At 69.8% G+C, this 19212-nt stretch carries 17 protein-coding genes; 14 read left to right on the forward strand and 3 right to left on the reverse strand.

Annotation, left to right across the window (positions count from 1 at the left end; translation table 11 throughout):
• Window positions 1–55 precede the first annotated feature (55 nt).
• A complete protein-coding gene (locus ACIRP2_RS24990) occupies window positions 56–1270 on the forward strand; it encodes an acyl-CoA dehydrogenase family protein (protein WP_404253852.1) in 1215 nt (404 codons plus the stop codon).
• A 22-nt stretch (window positions 1271–1292) separates the two neighbouring features.
• Here the strand turns inward: ACIRP2_RS24990 and ACIRP2_RS24995 are convergent, their stop codons facing one another.
• Window positions 1293–1736 carry a cell division protein SepF gene (locus tag ACIRP2_RS24995; protein ID WP_404253854.1) on the reverse strand — a complete coding sequence of 148 codons (444 nt, stop codon included), beginning with the start codon at window positions 1734–1736 and terminating at the stop codon, window positions 1293–1295.
• A 314-nt stretch (window positions 1737–2050) separates the two neighbouring features.
• Between ACIRP2_RS24995 and ACIRP2_RS25000 the strand changes: the two genes are divergently transcribed.
• A complete protein-coding gene (locus ACIRP2_RS25000; protein ID WP_404253856.1) occupies window positions 2051–3292 on the forward strand; it encodes a DUF5685 family protein in 1242 nt (413 codons plus the stop codon).
• A gap of 61 nt (window positions 3293–3353) precedes the next feature.
• Here ACIRP2_RS25000 and ACIRP2_RS25005 read toward each other — a convergent pair whose 3' ends face one another.
• The gene (locus ACIRP2_RS25005) at window positions 3354–4289 is read right to left on the reverse strand and encodes an ABC transporter substrate-binding protein (RefSeq protein ID WP_404253858.1); all 936 of its coding nucleotides are present in this window, start codon (window positions 4287–4289) and stop codon (window positions 3354–3356) included.
• Window positions 4290–4819: 530 nt separating this feature from the next.
• On the opposite strand from ACIRP2_RS25005, the gene ACIRP2_RS25010 reads away from it, so the two are divergent.
• From ACIRP2_RS25010 to ACIRP2_RS25055, 10 genes are all read left to right on the forward strand, one after another.
• A complete protein-coding gene (locus tag ACIRP2_RS25010) occupies window positions 4820–5686 on the forward strand; it encodes an amino acid ABC transporter permease (RefSeq protein ID WP_404253860.1) in 867 nt (288 codons plus the stop codon).
• Window positions 5683–7539: an FAD/NAD(P)-binding protein gene (locus ACIRP2_RS25015; RefSeq protein ID WP_404253862.1), complete on the forward strand. Its 1857-nt coding sequence runs from the start codon at window positions 5683–5685 to the stop codon at window positions 7537–7539. The genes ACIRP2_RS25010 and ACIRP2_RS25015 overlap by 4 nt, the downstream gene beginning before the upstream one ends.
• Window positions 7540–7597: 58 nt before the next feature.
• Window positions 7598–8497: an amino acid ABC transporter permease gene (locus ACIRP2_RS25020; RefSeq protein ID WP_404253864.1), complete on the forward strand. Its 900-nt coding sequence runs from the start codon at window positions 7598–7600 to the stop codon at window positions 8495–8497.
• Between the two features lie 38 nt (window positions 8498–8535).
• The gene (locus ACIRP2_RS25025; RefSeq protein WP_404254424.1) at window positions 8536–9288 is read left to right on the forward strand and encodes an amino acid ABC transporter ATP-binding protein; all 753 of its coding nucleotides are present in this window, start codon (window positions 8536–8538) and stop codon (window positions 9286–9288) included.
• 44 nt (window positions 9289–9332) lie between these two features.
• A complete protein-coding gene (locus ACIRP2_RS25030; protein ID WP_404253866.1) occupies window positions 9333–10307 on the forward strand; it encodes an ABC transporter substrate-binding protein in 975 nt (324 codons plus the stop codon).
• A 19-nt stretch (window positions 10308–10326) separates the two neighbouring features.
• Window positions 10327–11394: an LLM class flavin-dependent oxidoreductase gene (locus tag ACIRP2_RS25035; protein WP_404253868.1), complete on the forward strand. Its 1068-nt coding sequence runs from the start codon at window positions 10327–10329 to the stop codon at window positions 11392–11394.
• Between the two features lie 17 nt (window positions 11395–11411).
• Entirely contained in the window at window positions 11412–12692 is a 1281-nt protein-coding gene (locus ACIRP2_RS25040; protein ID WP_404254426.1) for an NtaA/DmoA family FMN-dependent monooxygenase, read from the forward strand.
• A 4-nt stretch (window positions 12693–12696) separates the two neighbouring features.
• Window positions 12697–13512, forward strand: a complete 816-nt coding sequence (locus ACIRP2_RS25045; RefSeq protein ID WP_404253870.1) for a DUF1684 domain-containing protein — start codon at window positions 12697–12699, stop codon at window positions 13510–13512.
• A 299-nt stretch (window positions 13513–13811) separates the two neighbouring features.
• The gene (locus ACIRP2_RS25050) at window positions 13812–14714 is read left to right on the forward strand and encodes a S1 family peptidase (protein WP_404253872.1); all 903 of its coding nucleotides are present in this window, start codon (window positions 13812–13814) and stop codon (window positions 14712–14714) included.
• A gap of 210 nt (window positions 14715–14924) precedes the next feature.
• Window positions 14925–15404 carry a hypothetical protein gene (locus ACIRP2_RS25055; RefSeq protein ID WP_351074798.1) on the forward strand — a complete coding sequence of 160 codons (480 nt, stop codon included), beginning with the start codon at window positions 14925–14927 and terminating at the stop codon, window positions 15402–15404.
• 59 nt (window positions 15405–15463) lie between these two features.
• Here the strand turns inward: ACIRP2_RS25055 and ACIRP2_RS25060 are convergent, their stop codons facing one another.
• A complete protein-coding gene (locus ACIRP2_RS25060; RefSeq protein WP_404253874.1) occupies window positions 15464–16390 on the reverse strand; it encodes a DUF4231 domain-containing protein in 927 nt (308 codons plus the stop codon).
• Window positions 16391–16616: 226 nt separating this feature from the next.
• Between ACIRP2_RS25060 and fxsA the strand changes: the two genes are divergently transcribed.
• Window positions 16617–16784: an FxSxx-COOH cyclophane-containing RiPP peptide gene (fxsA, locus tag ACIRP2_RS25065; RefSeq protein WP_404253876.1), complete on the forward strand. Its 168-nt coding sequence runs from the start codon at window positions 16617–16619 to the stop codon at window positions 16782–16784.
• Window positions 16785–16887: 103 nt separating this feature from the next.
• Entirely contained in the window at window positions 16888–19122 is a 2235-nt protein-coding gene (gene fxsBH, locus ACIRP2_RS25070) for a radical SAM/SPASM protein FxsBH, inactivated beta-hydroxylase extension form (protein WP_404253878.1), read from the forward strand.
• Window positions 19123–19212: the final 90 nt, after the last annotated feature.

The raw sequence follows: 19212 nt of genomic DNA on the forward strand, positions 1-19212 counted from the left end.
GGCCATAACTAACACTGCTAGTTTTAGCATCGTGCGAGCCGCCGGAGGCGCCCTCATGTCCACCACCCCGTCCTCGAAGCTCCCGCCCTTCGACCCCGCCGACCCGATCGGCATCGACGACCTGCTCGACACCGAGGACCTCGCCATCCGCGAAACCGTCCGGGGCTGGGCCACCGACCGCGTCATGCCGCACATCGCCGAGTGGTACGAGAACGGCGAGCTGCCCGGCATCCGGGAACTGGCCCGCGAACTCGGTTCGCTCGGCGCCCTCGGCATGTCCCTGCAGGGGTACGGCTGCGCGGGTGCCACCGCCGTGCAGTACGGGCTGGCCTGCCTGGAGCTCGAAGCGGCGGACTCGGGGATCCGCTCGCTGGTCTCCGTACAGGGATCGCTCGCCATGTACGCCATCCACCGCTTCGGCTCCGAGGAGCAGCGGCAGCGGTGGCTGCCGGGCATGGCGGCCGGCGAGGTCATCGGGTGCTTCGGTCTCACCGAGCCGGACCACGGCTCCGACCCGGCCGGGATGCGGACGTACGCCAAGCGCGACGCGGGGGGAGACTGGGTGCTCACCGGCCGCAAGATGTGGATCACCAACGGCTCGGTCGCCGGGGTCGCCGTCGTCTGGGCGCAGACGGACGAGGGCGGCGCGGGCGGTGGAATCCGCGGATTCGTCGTGCCGACCGACACCCCGGGCTTCACGGCGCCCGAGATCAAGCACAAGTGGTCGCTGCGCGCCTCGGTCACCAGCGAGCTGGTCCTCGACGAGGTACGGCTGCCCGCCGATGCCGTGCTGCCCGGAGTCACCGGTCTGCGCGGCCCGCTCAGCTGTCTCGGTCACGCCCGCTACGGCATCGTCTGGGGAGCCATGGGCGCGGCGCGCTCCGCATTCGAGGCGGCCCTCGACTACGCGCGTACCCGGGAACAGTTCGGCAGGCCGATCGGCGGCTTCCAGCTCACCCAGGCCAAGCTCGCGGACATGGCCGTGGAACTGCACAAGGGCATCCTGCTCGCGCACCATCTGGGCCGGCGGATGGACGCGGGCAGGCTCCGCCCGGAGCAGGTCAGTTTCGGAAAGCTCAACAATGTGCGGGAGGCGATCGACATCTGCCGTACCTCGCGCACGATCCTCGGCGCCAACGGGATCTCGCTGGAGTACCCGGTGATGCGGCATGCGACGAATCTGGAGTCGGTGCTCACCTACGAGGGAACCGTGGAGATGCACCAGCTGGTGCTGGGCAAGGCGCTCACCGGTCTCGACGCGTTCCGGTAGACCGGTCCGGCGAGCGCCCTGCTCAGCTCTGGTTGAAGAAGCCGTCGGCCGGCCGGCCGACGGCTTCGCCGTTGACCACCCGCGTGTCGGCGGGGGTCAGCAGGAAGACCCGGGTGGCCACGCGCTCGATCGAACCGCGCAGCCCGAAGGTCAGCCCCGCGGCGAAGTCCACGACGCGCTTGGCGTCCGTGGGGTCCATGGTCGTGAGGTTGACGATCACCGGCACGCCGTCCCGGAAGAGCTCCCCGATGCCTCGCGCGTCCCGGAAGCTGTCCGGGGTGACGGTGGCGATCCGGCGGCCCGTCTCCACGGCCGCCTCGGAAGCCACCTGCACCCGGGGGTCGGTCACCCATGCCTGGCCGGTCCCGGTCTGCGCACCCCCGGCGTACTCGTCGTCGTCGTAGTACCGCTCGTCGTTGTCCTCCACGAGGCCCAGCCAGGCACTCGCCTTGCGCACCGATCCCATGGACGCCTCCTCTCACCGCGGTTCCGTGATGTTCCGCATCTCTATATCTTTCGTGTCCCTATGGTCGTCCATGATGCGGATCGTGCGCCAAGTGGATAGTCGGCGCGCAGGGGATTCGTGACGGTACTGGTGCAGAAGATGTGGCGGTTCGTCAAGGTTCCTCCTGCATCAGGGGCCTGAAAGAAAGAAAATATGATGCGCCGCTCCGTACGGGTGACGCGGGGGACGTACGGGTGAACGAAGTGCTCGGTACGATGCACGTCGCGCACGCGCACGAGCTCGGCGCACGAGTGAACGACTCTCGGGGGATCGTCGTGTTCGGAATAGTCAGGCCCTGTACGCACCGGCTGTCCGAAGGGCTCAGGACCGAGTGGATGGCCCATCTCTGCGGGCTCTGTCTCGCACTTCGCTCGGACCACGGGCAATTCGCCCGCATCGTGACGAACTATGACGGCCTGATCGTCTCGGTCCTGACGGAGGCTCAGGCCGAGCGCACCAACGGATGGCGACGCACCGCGGGGCCCTGTCCGCTGCGCGCCATGCGGACCGCCCCGGTCGCCCGCGGCGAGGGAGCCAGGCTGGCCGCCGCCGTCTCACTGGTGCTGGCGTCGGCGAAGGTACGGGACCACGTCGCCGACCGGGACGGCCTGTTGAAGCGCCGCCCGGTCGCCGCGGCCGCGCGGCGGGTCGCGGCGGGCTGGGACCGGGCAGGCGCGCGAACCGGCGCACAACTCGGATTCGACACGGCGCTGCTCGTGGACGCCGTCGACCGGCAGACCGGAATCGAGCTGCTCGCCGGGCCCGGCACCCCGCTGCTCACGGTCACCGAGCCCACCGAGACCGCCACTGCGGCCGCCTTCGCCCACACCGCGATACTCGCGGGCCGGCCGCAGAACGCGGAGCCGCTGGCCGAGGCGGGCCGGCTCTTCGGACGACTGGCGCATCTGCTGGATGCCGTGGAGGACCAGGAAGCTGACGCCGCGTCGGGCGCCTGGAACCCGCTCACCGCGACCGGCACGTCGCGGGCCGAGGCCCGACGGCTGTGCGACGACGCGCTGCGCGGCGTACGGCTGGCGTTGCGCGACGCGGAATTCACCGACGACAAGCTGGCCCATGTGCTGCTGGTGCACGAACTGCGGCAGTCGGTGGACCGGGCGTTCGGCACCACGGCGTGCTCCCACGGGGCGGGCGTCCCGGTACCGGACGGAGCCGGCCGCCCGTCGGACAGACAGCAGACGGGGTCCTTCGGCCCGCCGCCGGGCAATCCGTACGCACCGAGCCCCGGCAACCCCTTCGGGCCGCCGCAACCCCCGCCCGAGCCCCCGCGCGACCGGCGGGGCCTGATAGCCGGCTGCCTGGTGTGGGCGGGGCTGGCCTGCACCTGTCAGATGTGCTGCGGCACCTTCGAGGATCCGTGGACCCATCAGCGCCGCGAGGGACTGTGCAGTCAGTGCGACTGCAGCGACTGCTGCGATGCGTGTGACTGCTGCAGCAACTGCGGGGATTGCTGCGACGGGTGCGACTGCTGCGACTGCGGGTGCGACTGCAGCTGCTGAGCGGGAGGCCGGGCGTCGCGACCGTGGCCGCGCCGCCCCGGCACCGGTCCGCGGGCCCGTGTCACCGGATCTCGGGCGGTGAGATCTGCGAGGTCCTGATGGCCGACGCGCCGATGCCCCACTTCTTCAGGATCCGGTCGTAGGTGCCGTCCGCCTTGAGGCCGTTCACCGCGGCCTGGAAGGCGGGTGCCAGCGGGGTGCCCTTCTTGAAGGCGAAGCCGACGTCGAGGCGCTTGAACTCGTTGAGGAAGCGCACACCCTCCTGCTGATCCACCGCGTACCGCAGCCCGTTGATGGTGGACATCACCACATCGCTGCGCCCCTGCTGGAGCGAACCCCAGGTCGCCCCCTGGTCGTTGTAGGTCTTCACCTCGTACGGCTTCCGGCCCGCGTCGGAGCACCGATGCCTGTTCTCTTCCAGCGTCACCTCGAACGTGGTGCCCGCTCCGGTGCCGACGGTCAGGCCGCAGAGCCGGGTCAGATCGGTGACCTTCTTCAGCTTGCTGTCGTCGCGGACCGCGAACCCCTGGCCGTCATTGATGTAGGTGACGAAGTCGAGCGTCTTGCGGCGTTCGTCGGTCACCCCGAAGTTCCCGGTGCCCACGTCGTACTTGCCGCTGTCCAGCGCGGGCAGGATCGCCTCGAAGGAGGCCACCTCGCGCTTCAGTCCCAGCCCGAGCTTCCTGGCCACCGCGTCCGCGAAGTCGATGTCCGTACCGGCCACCGTCCTCCCGTCGGCGAGGTAGGTGGCACCGGGCGGATTGCCGATGCTGGAGGCGATGGTCAAGGTGCCGGAGGCGCGGACGTCGGCGGGCAGCAGCCTCGCCGCGGCCTCGTCCTTGCGCACCGACGACACGACATCGGTGGTCGGGACCTTCCCCTTGGCGTCCGCGACGCCGGCCGGCGCGGATGCCGGATCGCCGGATCCGCACGCGGTGAGGGCGAAGGCGGCGGCGGTGATCAGTGCGAAGGCGGCGGTGTGCCGGGTTCGGGGCATGAGGCGTGGTTCTCCAGGGTCGTCGGCCGTGAGCGGGCGCGGCGGGCCCGTGAGCAGGGCAGCGCGCGGCGACCCCACGGCCGGGGCGAAGCGAACGGAAGGACGAGAAGTCGACAGAACGAGAGATCGACACAGCGCGGAAGAGCTACGGAACGAGGGAGGGGAGGGTGAAGCGATGTTGTGTACGTGAAGACGCGCAAAGGACAGTGCTCAGGCGCCGCACACGGCGCCGGGAAAAGACGCGAGGAAATGCAGGGGGTCGGCTCAACAGGAGGAGGACCACACACGACCGAAGTCGATGTGGGAGCGCTTGACCAGCCACTGCTGCGAATGCATGGCCCCAGTGGAACAGGCATCCGGTGGTCCGTCAACTGAACTGAGACGTACGACTCACAGTGTGGACAAGCTTGACAACGCGCGGCGAACAGCGTTTATCTCGGAAGCGGACCGGCGCTGAGGGGCCCGGTCCGCGTTGTGTTTCTGCTGAAGACGCGCCCCGTGTTCGATCTCTGCATCCACGGAGCCTTCGCATGTCCGCGCAGACAGACACCCTTCCTTCCCCGCTCCCCGCCCCACTCGCGAAGAGCGAGCAGACCGACCGGCTCAGGATCGTCCCGGTACGCCGAACAGGGCAGTGGACGGCGGCAGTCGGCGCCCTCGCGCTCCTCGCCCTGGTGCTGAACTCCGTCATCCGCAACGACGCCTTCCAGTGGGACGTCGTCGCCGAGTACTTCACCACCACCGCCGTCCTGCGGGGCCTCGGCCTCACTCTCTGGCTGACGGCACTGGTCATGGTGCTCGGCTTCGCCCTCGGTACCCTGCTCGCCGTCCTCAGGCTCTCCGACAACCGCGTTCTGCAGGCGCTGGGTTGGGGGTACGTCTGGCTCTTCAGGTCCACCCCGATCCTGGTCCAGCTGCTGTTCTGGTTCAACATCGGCGCGCTCTACCCGGAGATCCTCGGCGTACGTACGGTCGACCTCCTCGGCCCCGTCACGGTCGCCGTCATCGGGCTCACCCTGCACGAGGCCGCATACGCCGCCGAAGTCGTCCGCGGTGGCATCCTCTCCGTCGAACGCGGACAGATCGAGGCCGCCCAGTCCCTCGGCCTCGGGCCCTGGCGCCGGCTCCGCCGGATCGTGCTGCCGCAGGCGATGCGCTCCATCGTCCCGCCCGCCGGGAACATGCTGATCGGCACCCTCAAGGGCACATCGATCGTCAGCGTCATCGCCGTACAGGACCTGCTGTACTCCGTGCAGCTCGTGTACCACCGCACCTACCAGGTCATCCCGTTGCTGCTGGTCGCCACGCTCTGGTACGCCCTCGTCACCTCACTGCTCGGTGTCGGCCAGCACTACGTCGAGCGGCACTACGCGCGCGGCACGGCCGGTGCCCGATGAGCCGCACACCGGCGCTCGTCGTCATCGGCGCCGGACCGCGCGGCACCGGTCTGATCGAGCGCATCGCCGCCAACGCCCCCGGTCTGTACGAGGGCCGCCCGCTGGACATCCATCTCGTGGACCCCCACCCGCCCGGCGGCGGGCGGATCTGGCGGCACGACCAGTCGCCGCTGCTCTGGATGAACTCCATGGCCGAGGACGTCACGATGTTCACCGACGACACCGTCCGGCTGGAGGGGCCGGTACGTCCGGGGCCCGCGCTGCACACCTGGGCGGCGGACATCCGGGACGGGCGTCTGAAGCTCTCCGACGAGGCCGTACCGGAACCCGAACTCCACTCCGAGATAAAGGGATTGAAGGGGCAGGACTTTCCGAGCAGGCGGCTGCAGAGCGTCTATCTGCGCTGGGTGCACGAGCAGGCCGTGGCCGCGCTCCCCGAGGGGGTCACCGTCCACTGGCACCGGGGCAGGGCCGTGCGCGTGAGCGGGTCGCGCGAAGGGCGTCAGAGCGTCTGGCTGGAGGGGGCCGACAAGCCGCTCCTCGCCGATCTCGTCGCCGTCACCATCGGTCACCTCGACGCCGAACCGGAGCCGGAACAAGTCGAGTTGGCGGATTTCGCGGGGCGGCACGGGCTCGTCCACCTGCCGCCCGACTTCACCGCCGACACCGATCTGACCGCACTGCCCGCGGGCGAACCCGTCATCGTCCGGGGCTTCGGACTCGCCTTCGTCGATCTGATGGTGCTGCTCACCGAGGGCCGCGGCGGACGCTACGAGAACGGCGAGTACGAGCCGTCCGGCAGGGAACCGGTGCTGCACATCGGATCGCGCCGGGGCGTTCCCTACCACTCCAAGATCGGCTACGCCTGGCAGGGTGAAAGACCGCCGCTGCCGCGCTTCCTCGGCCCGGACCGGATCGAGGCACTGCTGAAGACGGGCGAGCCGCTCGATTTCCGGCGCGATGTGTGGCCACATGTCGACAAGGAGCTCGGCTACGCCCACTACCACCGGCTCTTCACCGCCCACCCGGAGCGGACCACCGCCGACTGGCACGATTTCGAGGCGAAGTACGCCGCCGCGGATCCGGCCGGCCCCGAGCTGAGCGCCCTCGTGGCGGCAGCCGTACCGGACCCCGCCGACCGGCTCGATCTCGAAGCGCTCGACCGCCCCCTGGACGGGGTGCGCCATCCGTCGTACGACTCACTCCAGGAAGGGATGCGCGCCTACATCTCCGCGGACCTGGAACGGCGCCACGACCCCGGTCACAGCCCGGATCTCGCCGTCTTCCTCGGACTCCTCTCCGCCTACGGGCAGTTGATCCGGCTCGGCGACATCGGCGGCTGGTGGCACGGTTTCTTCAGCTACCTCGCCTCAGGACCGCCGGGCCCCCGGCTGCATCAGCTCCTCGCGCTCTCCCGGGCCGGCGTCGTCCGCTTCCTCGGTGCCGGAATGACCGTCGAGGCCGATGAGCGCCGGGGCGTCTTCCGGGCCGGCAGCGCCACCGTGCCCGGGGAGTCGATCGAGGCCCGAGCCCTGGTCGAGGCCCGGCTGCCGGATCCCTCACTGGAGCGCACCCGCAGCAGCCTGCTCCGGGAACTGTACGAGGACGGGGCGGCCGCCACCGACACCGGGCTGCTCTCCGTGGACCCCGACGACGGCCGGATCCTGGGCCGGGACGGACATCCGCACCCACGCCGCTTCGCGCTCGGCCCGTTCACCACCGCTCGTGCCGGCGGAGCGTTCACCCGGCCGCGCACCGGGGGCCCGGCCTTCCGGCAGAACGACGCCACCGCACGCACGGCGCTCGCCCTCCTCCGGGACCTCGCCTGTGGCGACGGCCCCCTCGGCGCCTGACCGCGGCTTTACGCGGAAGCACCCACCCACCCCCGTACCCCGCATCCCAAGGACCCTCATGTCCCTCACCAGCGATCCACCCATCGACAAGGCGACAGGACCACGTGTCGCCACGCCCGACGTCGCCGACCACGACACGCTCACCGTGGTGCCCCTGCGCCACCCCTGGCGCTGGGTCGCCGTCGCCGTCACAGCCGTCCTGCTCGCCCAGTTCCTGCACGGACTGGTCACCAATCCCGGCTGGGAGTGGGACGTCTTCGTCCAGTTCTTCACGGCCGGGACCGTCCTCAAGGCTGTCTGGGTCACGCTCCAGCTGACGCTCCACGGCACCGTGCTCGGCTTCGCGCTCGGCATCGTGATCGCCTTCATGCGGCTGTCGGCGAGTCCGTTCCTCAACGCGGTCGCCTACGCGTACATCTGGGCGTTCCGCTCCATCCCGCTCATCGTTCAGCTGCTCTTCTGGTTCAACCTCGCTTACTTGTACGAGGAGTTGCAGTTCGGCATCCCGTTCGGGCCCGGATTCTTCTCCTTCGACACGATGAACCTGGTCGGCGCGATGAGTGCCGCCGTCCTCGGACTGGCACTGCACCAGGCCGCCTACGCGGCGGAGATCGTCCGTGGCGGTGTACTGGCCGTGGACGGCGGTCAGTTGGAGGCCGCGGCCGCGCTCGGGATTCCCCGGCACCGGCAGCTGCGGCGGATCGTGCTCCCGCAGGCGATGCGTTCCATCCTGCCGAACGCCGCCAACGAGATCATCTCGCTCTTCAAGGGCACCTCGATCGTCTCCGTGATGGCGATCGGCGAACTCTTCTACCAGGTCCAGGTCGTCTACGGACGCAACGGCAGGGTCGTGCCCCTGCTCATGGTCGCGACGGTCTGGTACATCCTCCTGACCACCGTGCTCTCCGTCCTCCAGCACTACGTCGAACGTCACTACGCCAAGGGGGCCGCGCGATGAGCACCACCACCGACCGCACCACCGGATCCGCGGACACCATGGTCGAGATCCGCTCCGTCCACAAGCGCTTCGGCGGCCTGGAGGTGCTGCGCGGTATCGACCTCTCCGTACGCGTCGGAGAGGTGACCGTCGTCCTCGGCCCGTCCGGTTCCGGCAAGTCCACGCTGCTGCGCACCATCAACCACCTGGAGAAGGTCGACAACGGCTGGATCAGCGTCGACGGCACCCTGGTCGGCTACCGCAGGGACGGCAACAAGCTGTACGAGCTCCGCGAGCGCGAGGTGCTGCGCCAGCGCACCCGGATCGGCTTCGTCTTCCAGAACTTCAATCTCTTCCCGCACCTGACCGTGCTGGAGAACGTCATCGAGGCCCCGGTCGCCGCCCTCGGCCGCCCGAAGAAGGAAGCCGTCGCCGCCGCGGAGAAGCTGCTCGCCCGGGTCGGGCTCGCCGACAAGTCCGGGGCGTACCCCAAGCAGCTCTCCGGTGGACAGCAGCAGCGGGTCGCCATCGCCCGTGCGCTGGCCCTCGAACCGAAGCTGTTGCTCTTCGACGAGCCGACCTCGGCGCTCGACCCCGAATTGGTCGGTGAAGTCCTGGACGTCATCAAGGACTTGGCGGTCCAGGGCACCACGATGATCGTCGTCACGCACGAGATCGGCTTCGCCCGCGAGGTCGCCGACACCGTCGTCTTCATGGACGAGGGACGGATCGTCGAGCAGGGCGCGCCCGACGAGGTGCTCGACCGTCCGCGGCACGAGCGCACCCGAGCCTTCCTCTCCAAGGTCCTGTGAATCCGCCCATGCCCCTTTTGCTGTTCTCTTCGAGGAGTACGCACGTGTCCGTCCGACGCACCCTGTCCACCGCGCTCGCCACCCTCACCGCCGCGGGGCTGCTCACGGCCTGCGGCAGCGGGGACGCCGCCACCACCGAGGTGAAGCCGAAGGGGCAGCGGGGCACCGGCATCAACATCGGCCCCGACCAGCATCGGATCAGAGGCAAGAAGGTCGACGCCATCGCGGCGAAGGTGCCCGAGGCCGTCCGTGAGCGTGGCACGCTGCGGCTGGGCGCGAGCGCCGACGCCTCGCCACCGCTGGGCTTCTACGCGACCGACGACAAGACCCGGATCGGTTCGGAGATCGACCTGGCGACCCTGATCGCCGACACGCTCGGTCTTGAGCCCGTGTTCGAGCAGGTCTCCTGGGAGAACCTCTTCGTCGGTCTCGACAGCTCCAAGTTCGACGGAGTGCTCTCGAACGTCACGGTCACCGAGGAGCGCAAGGAGAAGTACGACTTCGCGACCTACCGGCTCGACAACATCGCCTTCGAGGCCAGGAAGGGATCCGGCTGGAAGGTGAAGGGGCCGAAGGACGTGGCGGGCAGGACGATCGCCGTCTCCTCCGGGACCAACCAGGAGAAGATCCTGGTCGACTGGAACGAGCAGAACGTCGAGGCCGGACGCAAGCCGGTGGAGATCAAGTACTTCCAGAAGGACACCGACTACTACCTGGCCCTCCGGTCCGGCCGCATCGACGCCTATCTCGGTCCCAGCCCCTCCGCCAACTACCACGTCGCTTCGGCCGGCCAGTCCGAGATCGTCGGCACGCTGTCGGGCGCCGGCGACGGGCTCCAGGGCAAGATCGCCGCCACCACGAAGAAGGGCAGCGGCCTGGTCGAGGCGTACGCGGCCGCCATCGACCACATCGTGCAGGACGGTTCGTACGCCGAGGTGCTGGGGCGCTGGGGGCTCTCCGGCGAGGCCGTCGCGAAGTCCGAGATCAACCCGCCCGGCCTGCCCAGGCCCAGGAACTGAGCCCCGAGAGGTGACGCCCATGCCTTCGACCGCACCCCTTCACCTGGCCGCCGAGATCGGCGGTCCGCCCCGCTACGACCCCGGGCACCACATCGGCCTCGCCCGGCTCGCCGAGCGCGGCGCCCTCGACTTCGTCACGCTCGGCGACTCGTTCGCCCGGCCCGGACTCGACGCACTCGCCGTTCTCGCCCGGGTCGCCCCCACCACCGACCGGATCGGTCTGGTACCGACCGTCACCACCACCCACACCGAGCCGTTCCACGTGTCCTGCGCCGTGGCCACCCTGGACTGGGTGAGCCGCGGCCGGGCGGGCTGGTGCGTCGATGTGTCGACGACCGAGGCCGAGGCCCGGCTCTTCGGCCGGCGCCCGGCCGCGCCCGCGGAGGAACTGTGGCGCGAGGCCGGTGAGGCCGCCGATGTGAGCGCCCGGCTCTGGGACAGCTGGGAGGACGACGCCGAGATCCGGGACGTCGCCACCGGACGTTTCATCGACCGCGACAAGCTGCACCACGTCGACTTCGAGGGCGCCTCCTTCTCGGTACGTGGCCCGGCCATCGTGCCCCGGCCCCCGCAGGGACACCCGGTCACCGTCGTCGACGGGACCGGTGGCACGGCGAGGGAGACCGCGGCCCGCCACGCCGATGTCGTCCTCGTCCGGGCCACCGCCCCCGAGCGGGCCGCCGTGATCCGCACCGATCTGCGCCGGCGCGCCGCGGCGTACGGACGCGACCCCGACACCCTCCGGGTGCTGGTCGCGCTCACCGTCGACCTCGGCGACGCCGAGACCGCCCCGGAACCGGGGCTGGAGAGCGGACCCCCGCTCGCCGCCGGCGGCTCCTACTACCGGGGCGGCCCGGTCGACCTCGCCGAACTGATCATCCGGTGGCACCGCGGGGGAGCGGTGGACGGCTTCCACCTCACGCCCATCACCCCCGGGCGCGACCTCGAACGCATCGTCAACGGCACCGTGGCCCTGCTCCAGCACCGCGGCCTGTTCCGCACCTTCCATCCCGGCGGCACCCTGCGCGAGCACCTGGGGCTGGCCCGTCCCGCCAACCGCTACGCCCTCGAAGGGGGACGGGCATGAGCACCACGACGAGACAGATGCATCTCGCCGCCCACTTCCCGGGTGTGAACAACACCACCGTCTGGTCGGACCCGCGCTCCAGGAGCCAGATCGACTTCTCCTCGTTCGAGCACCTGGCCCGCACCGCGGAACGCGGCAGGTTCGACTTCTTCTTCCTCGCCGAGGGGCTGCGGCTGCGCGAGCACAACGGCCGGATCCACGACCTGGACGTGGTCGGCCGCCCCGAATCCCTCACAGTGCTGGCCGCGCTGGCGGCCGTCACCGACCGGCTGGGCCTCGCCGCGACCGTCAACGCCACGTTCAACGAGCCCTACGAACTGGCACGCCGCCTCGCCACCCTCGACCATCTCAGCGGCGGCCGGGCCGCCTGGAACGTGGTCACCTCCTCGGACTCCTTCACCGGGGAGAACTTCCGGCGCGGCGGCTATCTCGACCGGGCCCACCGATACACCCGCGCGGCCGAGTTCGTCGCGACCGCCCGCGAACTGTGGGACAGCTGGGCTCCCGACGGCACCCCCCGCCCGTTCGCGCACCACGGGCAGCACTTCACCATCGAGGGGGAGTTCACCGTCCCGCGCTCCCCGCAGGGCCATCCGGTCGTCATCCAGGCCGGGGACTCCCCGGAGGGCCGTGAGTTCGCCGCGTCCGCCGCCGATGTCGTCTTCACCCGGCACGGCACCCTGGAGGCCGGCCGCACCTTCTACACCGACGTCAAGGCGCGGCTGGCGAAGTACGGCCGGGAGCCGGGCGATCTGAAGATCATGCCGGGGGTCACCTTCGTGCTCGGCGACAGCGATGCCGAGGCCCAGGAGAGAGCGGCCGAGATCCGCCTCCAGCAGGTCTCCCCGCAGAACGCGATGCTGGCCCTGGAGCAGGTCTGGGGCCGTGACCTCTCCTCCTACGACCCCGACGGACCGCTCCCCGAGATCGACCCCGACCCGGAGTCCTCGCTGGTCCAGGGCCGGGTCAGGCACGGCGACCCTCTTGCTGTCGCGGCCCGCTGGCGCGCGCTGTCGAAGGAGAAGGGGCTGTCCATCCGCCAGACCGTCATCGAGACGACCGGGCGGCAGTCCTTCATCGGCAGCCCGCGGACGGTAGCGGCGCGGCTCACCGAGTTCGTGGCCGCCGACGCCGCCGACGGGTTCATCCTCGTACCGCATCTCACCCCGGGCGGCCTGGACGACTTCGTCGACCGGGTCGTCCCGCTCCTCCAGGAGCGCGGCGTGTTCCGCTCCGCGTACACGGGTCTCACGCTGCGGTCGCATCTCGGACTCGCCGAACCGGTGTGGAAAGGTTGAACGCATGAGCACGGAAACACACCGGCCGCACGATTCCGGGCAGGCGGCACAGGACTGGAAGCACTGGCACGAGGGGCGCACCGCCACGGTGTCCGCGCCGTACGGACCGCTCTCCCTCACCGGTACCCACTGGCTCTCCGACCACCCGGAGGGCCGCATTCCGGGGGTGCCCGGACAGTGGCGCGCGGACGGCGAGGAGCTGCTGCTCAGCGCCTTTGCCGCAGACGGCCTGACCGTCGACGGCAAGCCCTTCACCGGCCGGGTCCGCCTCGCCGCCGACCGTGGCCCGATCGGCGAGTCCCGCGTCGCGCACGGTGAGCGGCGGCTGGTCGTGCTGAGCCGTGAAGGGCTCTGGGCGGTACGGGACTTCGACCCGGCCTCGGCGGCGCGGCGCGCCTTCCGGGCCATCGAGGCCACCCCGTACGAGGCCCGCTGGGAGCTGCCGGGCACCTTCCGCCCGTACGACCGCGCCCGTACGGTCCGCGTCGAGAACGCCGACGGGGTCGAACGTGGCCTCGGGCTCGGCGGTGAGATCGCGTTCGAGCTCGACGGCGCCCGGCACACGCTGCAGGTCGCGGTCGAGCCCGACGGATCGCTCTGGGCGGTCTTCGCGGATGCCACCAGTGGGAACAGCAGCTACCGCTTCCGGTTCCTGCGGCCCGCGGCCCCGGCCGAGGACGGCAGCGTGACGGTGGACCTCAACCGGGCGCTGCTGCCGCCCTGCGCCTTCGCCGATCACTTCATCTGCCCCTTCCCGCCGCCCGGCAACACCCTGCCGATCGCCGTCGAGGCGGGCGAGCGGAACCGGATCGACGGCTGACGCACCGTCAAATCGACTCGGGACAAAGGCCGCTGTCCATGGCCGGTGTGCCCCGGATCGCCCCGGGACGAAGGCCCCGGCAGCCCACGGGCTGCCGGGACCTTCCGTCGTGACGCGACAGGTTCGGGCCAGAAGGCCCTCTTGCGTCAGAAGTTGACCCCTTGAATACTCCCGAGCAGCGCTTGTCAGGAGCACGGCATTCCGCACCGCGGGCGGGTATGCCCGTGCCGACGACTGCGCCTCACGGGTCCGACCACCCCACAGGCGGACCCCCGACTTCCCCTCGGGAGGAATGAAAAGTGAGGATCAAGCGCACCACCCCCCTCAGCGGCACCGCGAGACGCAGCAGGGCTGTCGCCGTCGCAGCAGGCCTCGTCGCCGTCGCCGCACTCGCCGTCCCCAGCGCCCAGGCCGACACCGCCCCCACCACCTTCAGCGCCAAGCAGCTCTCCGCCGCGAGCGACGCCGTGCTCGGCGCCGATGTGGCGGGGACCGCCTGGAGCATCGACCCGGCGACCAACTCCCTCGTGGTCACTGCGGACAGCACGGTCTCGCAGGCCGAGATCAAGCAGATCAAGCAGTCCGTCGGAGCCAACGCCGGCGCCCTGCGGATCGAGCGCACCGCCGGAAAGCTCAGCAAACTGCTCTCCGGTGGCGACGCGATCTACGCCCCCGGCTGGCGCTGCTCCCTCGGCTTCAACGTCCACAGCGGCAGCACCTACTACTTCCTGACCGCCGGTCACTGCACCGATGGCAACCCGCCCTGGTACACCAACTCCTCGAACACGACCAGCATCGGCCCGACGGTCGGGTCCAGCTTCCCGACCAATGACTACGGCCTGGTGCGGTACGACAACGCCTCGCTCGCCCACCCGGGCACCGTCGGCAGCGTCACCATCACCGGAGCGGCCAACGCCACGGTCGGCATGTCCGTCACCCGCCGCGGTTCCACCACCGGCGTCCACGGCGGCAGCGTCACGGGCCTCAACGCCACGGTCAACTACGGCAACGGCGACATCGTCTACGGCATGATCAAGACCAATGTGTGCGCGGAGCCCGGCGACTCCGGCGGTCCGCTCTACTCCGGCTCGAAGGCGATCGGTCTCACCTCGGGCGGCAGTGGCAACTGCAGCTCCGGTGGCACCACGTACTTCCAGCCGGTCACCGAGGCGCTCAGTGCGTACGGGGTCACCCTGAACTGACGCTCCGGCATCCCGGTCCGGCCCTGGAACAGGTAGTCGACCGAGACGGAGTCCCCGCCCGAATGCTGGGCGGGGACTCCCGCTCACCCCACGGCTTTTGAGAGAATGTGGGGCAGGTCGGTCAAGCAGGAGCAAACGGGGGCGGATGCTGTGCTTTCCGGAGGGATGCCTTCCGGAACCCCCGCAGATACTTCAGGGGGTTCCAGGTCCGTGAAACGCATCGGAGTGACCGGCCACCGCAGCATTCCGCGGGAGGCCCATGCCCATGTGCTGTCCGGGTTACGGGCCGCGCTCTGCGGCCTCGAAGGGTCCTTGGAGGCCCTCTCCAGCCTTGCGGTGGGAGCCGACCAGCTCTTCGCCGACCTCGCCCTGGCCTGTGGCGCGGATCTGACCGTGGTCATCCCCAGCGGCGACTACGAATCCTGTTTCGCCGACGCCGCCGAACTCGCCCGCTACCGGGACCTCAAGGGCCGGGCGGCCCGGGAGGTCCGGCTGGGCTACCCGCACTCGACCGACGAGGCGTACTTCGCGGCCGGCGCGTACATCGCCGACCACTGCGACCGGCTGCTCGCCGTGTGGGACGGAAGGCCGGCCCGCGGCCTCGGCGGCACGGGTGACATCGTGACGTACGCCCGCAGTCTGGGCCGCCCGGTCACCGTCATCTGGCGCGAGGGCGTGGAGCGCGGCTGACGTGTGCGCGGCCGTCTTCGTATACGGCCGCGCTCTCGCGCAAGCGGTTCGACGCAGCGTCACATCTGGTGCCTGGCAAGCCAGTCGGTGTGCTGGGGGGAGACGATGCGCTCGGTCTCGAACACCGCCCGCGGCCACTGGCGCTCGGTCAGTGTGGTCTCCATCGCCACCTGCATCGACTCCAGATCCTGCTCCACCAGCGAGTGGGCCGAGATCAGCGGGTGATGGCGGCGCATCTCGCTCCACGCCAGACAGGCCGCCGCCGCGGCCGACAGGGCCCCGGTCAGGGCGAAGGACTGGGCGGCGGAGAACGTTCTCACCAGGGCGAACACCAGGGCGAGAGCCGTCAGCACGGCAATGGTGGTCGACCAGACCAGCGTGGCCCGCCGGGAAACCTCCTGGCGCCTGCGGTACCAACTGCGCTGCTCTATCAGCCGGTCCCGTACGTATGTCTCCTTGCGCACGGTGAACGCCTTGTCCCGCAACTCGCGCATGGATTCGGTGATCAGTCCGCCCGAGTCCGCGGTGAGGTCGCGGGGGTCTGCCCACCCCACCTTCCGGAGCTCCTGGAGCCCCTCTTCGAGACGGTTCGCGAACACCGCCTCGGGGTGCTGGGTGTGGGTGTCGAAAGGCGAGCCGTGGACCGCGTAGCGCCAGCACATCGACTTGATGAACTCCGCCGCCGAGCGGTTGAGTTGCCAATGCGACTTTGCTTTGCGCCGGGCGAAGAGGTACGTCGTGATCAGGACACCCGTATAGGCCAACACACCGACGGCGTCGATGAGTTGAAACGTGCCACCCAGTTCCACGTGCCACGGGAGCGCCGCCGGGACCGTGCCGATGACCAGCAGGATCAGCTGGATCCGGGTGGTGTTCACGGCCTCCCGCTGACGGGCGATGGCGATCGCGTCCGTGTGGTGGAAGAGCTCCGGCAGATCAGCGTTCCTGAACACCATGCTCTGGAGCGGTCCGGGAATCGCCGTCATGTTCACTCCCGTCTGCGGTTATGTCGTCACCTCAATGGTGGAATCAATGGTTCCGTCGGGCCCGGGGCAGCCCTGTGTGACGCTCTTGTTCCAAGTGGGCGCCCTCAGTTGCCAACGGAGGTCATGAGAGTAAAGTCGTGCCGCCGGACACTGCAATGGTGCAGATACCTTTGCTGCATTCCTGTCCGGAACCATTCCATCGGAACAAACCCCCTCAAGGACGGCCGTGAAGACCTCTGAATCCTCCCTCTCCTTCGCCGTTGCGAAGAAGAATCGTGTGCCGCTCACCGAGATCGACGTGCGCGGCGCCACCGCTGTCCGGAAGCTCGGTCGCGTGCATGCCGCGTCGGCCGGTCGCCCCACCCAGGCATCGACCTTCAACTCGGCACTCTGAACCGACGCCCCGAGCGACCCTGCGGGCCGGCTGCAATGCCCGAGCGACCCTGCGGGCCGGCTGGAATACTCAAACATCCCCGCAGGCTGGCTAGACTGGTGGAATGACAGGACCCCTGGTCCCTTTCCGCGAAGTCGTTCTCAAGGTTCACAGCAGGTGCGATCTTGCCTGTGACCATTGCTATGTCTATGAACATGCAGATCAGAGCTGGCGAACCCGACCCAGAGCCATCTCTGACGAAGTCATCTTCCGGACTGCTCAACGCTTGGCTGAGCATGCCAAGGCACATGCACTGCCCTCCGTGTCAGTGATCCTGCACGGAGGGGAGCCTCTACTGGCAGGCCCCGCCCGACTGCGGCGCGTCTGCGAAGAGTTCACCTCCGCCTTCGAAGGCGTCGCGGAGCTCGACCTCCGCATCCACACCAATGGACTCCAGCTCAGCCCGCGCTATCTCGACCTCTTCGACGAGTTCGACGTCAAGGTCGGGATCTCCCTCGACGGCGACCGGGCCGCCAACGACCGGCACCGCCGCTACGCCGACGGGCGCAGCAGCCATCCCCTGGTCCTCAAGGCCGTCGAGCTGCTCCGGCAGGAGCGTTACAGCCATCTCAACCTCGGGCTCCTGTGCACCGTCGACATCGAGAACGACCCGCACGCGGTCCTCGACGCGCTCACGGAGCTCGAACCGCCGCTGATCGACTTCCTGCTTCCGCACGCCACCTGGGACGAGCCGCCGCCCCGTCCGGGCGGATCGCCCACCGCCTACGCCGACTGGCTCCTCGCGGTCTTCGACCGCTGGCAGGAGCAGGGGCGCCCGGTGCCGGTCCGGCTCTTCTCCTCGGTCCTGTCCACCCTGAACGGAGGCCCCAGCCTCACCGAGTCGCTGGGCCTGGCCCCCACCGACCTCGTCGTCGTGGAGACCGACGGCCAGCTGGAGCAGGTCGACTCGCTCAAGAGCGCCTATGAGGGCGCGGCGGCCACCGGCTTCGACGTCTTCACCCACACCTTCGACGAGGTCGCGGCCCATCCCGGTGTGCGGGCCCGGCAGCTCGGACTGGCCGGTGTCAGCGAGACCTGCCGCCGATGCCCGGTCGTCCGCTCGTGCGGAGGTGGTCTCTACACCCACCGGTACCGTTCCGAGGGGCCGTCCGGCGGCTTCGACAACCCCTCCGTGTACTGCGCCGATCTGGCCGCCCTGGTGCGCGGCATCGAGGTACGCACGGCGGCGGCCCTCGTCGCGCCCGCGGTGGCCGAGCCCGTCGAGCTGCTCACCGCCCAGCTGGACCTCACCCGCACCCTGCTCGCCCGCCTGAACGCCGACATCGCAGGGCGTGGCGGCGAGCGGTGGGCGGAGGCCTGGGCGCTGGCCACCGCCATCGAGGAGTCGGAGGAGGGCGCCCGCGGCCTGGACGAGGTGCTGGCCCATCCCTACACCCGCAGCTGGCTGCTTTCCGCCCTGGAGGTCGTCCACGAACGGTCCGGGGCCGAGCGGGTGGCGGGGGAGATGTCGGCGTACCTCGCGAGCGCGGTCGTGCGGGCCGGCCTCGATCTGCGCGTACCGGTGGCCTTCACGGGCGGCAGGATCTTCCTGCCCGGCCTGGGCGCGTTGCGGATCGCGGGAGGGGCGGAGCACGGCACGGCACTCGTACGGGCGACCGAGGACGGCTTCGTGGTCCGGCGGGAAGGGGGCGACGCGGCCGAACGGCGGGTTGTCCGGCCGGAGGCGGCCGGTGCCGGCTGGCGGCCCCTGCGCAGGGTCACGACGGCCGGCTCTTCGCCCGGCCTCGTGCTCGACGACCTCGATCCGTACCGCTGGTGCTTCGACGCACCGGCCGTCGACCGTCTCGACGACCGCACCGCCGCCGACCTCGGGGCCAGGATCGGCGCAGCGTGGAAGCTGATCGAGGCGAAGGCGCCCGGACGCACCGGGGAGATGGCGGGCCGCCTCACCACTCTCACTCCACTGGTCCGTCCGGCCCCGGCGGAGCCCGCCGTCGGGCGGCACGGTTACGGTGCGCTGGGAATCTCTCCGGACGGCAGTGCGGAGGATCTGGCGTTCGCACTGCTACGGGGCTTCCGTAGGGCCGAATTGCGGGCGCTGCTCGATGTCACGGACCTTTACGCGGCGGACGGCTCCTGGGACCATCGGACGCCTTGGCGGGAAGAACCAGTTCCGTTTTCCCGGCTGCTGGCCGACACCTACGAGCGAATGGCATTGGGGGCTTTCGAACCCCGATATCTGGAGGGCGTATCGCAGGCCCTCGACACGCTTGAGGGTGCCGCCGAACTGACCGTCAGTGGAAAACGGCTGGTGGATCTGATGCGAAAGGAGATCTGAGGCTCACATTCCGGTTCGACCGGGTCGCCGGTACACACAGGACAACCGGGAAGAACGTCGCAGACCATATTCGATCAAGAAAGTGATCGG

This window comes from Streptomyces sp. NPDC101194, assembly GCF_044767885.1.
Classification (GTDB): domain Bacteria; phylum Actinomycetota; class Actinomycetes; order Streptomycetales; family Streptomycetaceae; genus Streptomyces.

Bases quoted from the DNA above. Each gene is read 5' to 3' on its own strand.
- fxsBH (WP_404253878.1), top strand. From the start codon at position 16,888: ATGACAGGACCCCTGGTCCCTTTCCGCGAAGTCGTTCTCAAGGTTCAC.
- ACIRP2_RS25010 (WP_404253860.1), top strand. From the start codon at position 4,820: ATGTCCGCGCAGACAGACACCCTTCCTTCCCCGCTCCCCGCCCCACTC.
- ACIRP2_RS25025 (WP_404254424.1), top strand. From the start codon at position 8,536: ATGGTCGAGATCCGCTCCGTCCACAAGCGCTTCGGCGGCCTGGAGGTG.
- ACIRP2_RS25040 (WP_404254426.1), top strand. From the start codon at position 11,412: ATGCATCTCGCCGCCCACTTCCCGGGTGTGAACAACACCACCGTCTGG.
- ACIRP2_RS25005 (WP_404253858.1), bottom strand. From the start codon at position 4,289: ATGCCCCGAACCCGGCACACCGCCGCCTTCGCACTGATCACCGCCGCC.
- ACIRP2_RS25045 (WP_404253870.1), top strand. From the start codon at position 12,697: ATGAGCACGGAAACACACCGGCCGCACGATTCCGGGCAGGCGGCACAG.
- ACIRP2_RS25015 (WP_404253862.1), top strand. From the start codon at position 5,683: ATGAGCCGCACACCGGCGCTCGTCGTCATCGGCGCCGGACCGCGCGGC.
- ACIRP2_RS25035 (WP_404253868.1), top strand. From the start codon at position 10,327: ATGCCTTCGACCGCACCCCTTCACCTGGCCGCCGAGATCGGCGGTCCG.
- ACIRP2_RS25020 (WP_404253864.1), top strand. From the start codon at position 7,598: ATGTCCCTCACCAGCGATCCACCCATCGACAAGGCGACAGGACCACGT.
- ACIRP2_RS25060 (WP_404253874.1), bottom strand. From the start codon at position 16,390: ATGACGGCGATTCCCGGACCGCTCCAGAGCATGGTGTTCAGGAACGCT.
- ACIRP2_RS24990 (WP_404253852.1), top strand. From the start codon at position 56: ATGTCCACCACCCCGTCCTCGAAGCTCCCGCCCTTCGACCCCGCCGAC.
- ACIRP2_RS24995 (WP_404253854.1), bottom strand. From the start codon at position 1,736: ATGGGATCGGTGCGCAAGGCGAGTGCCTGGCTGGGCCTCGTGGAGGAC.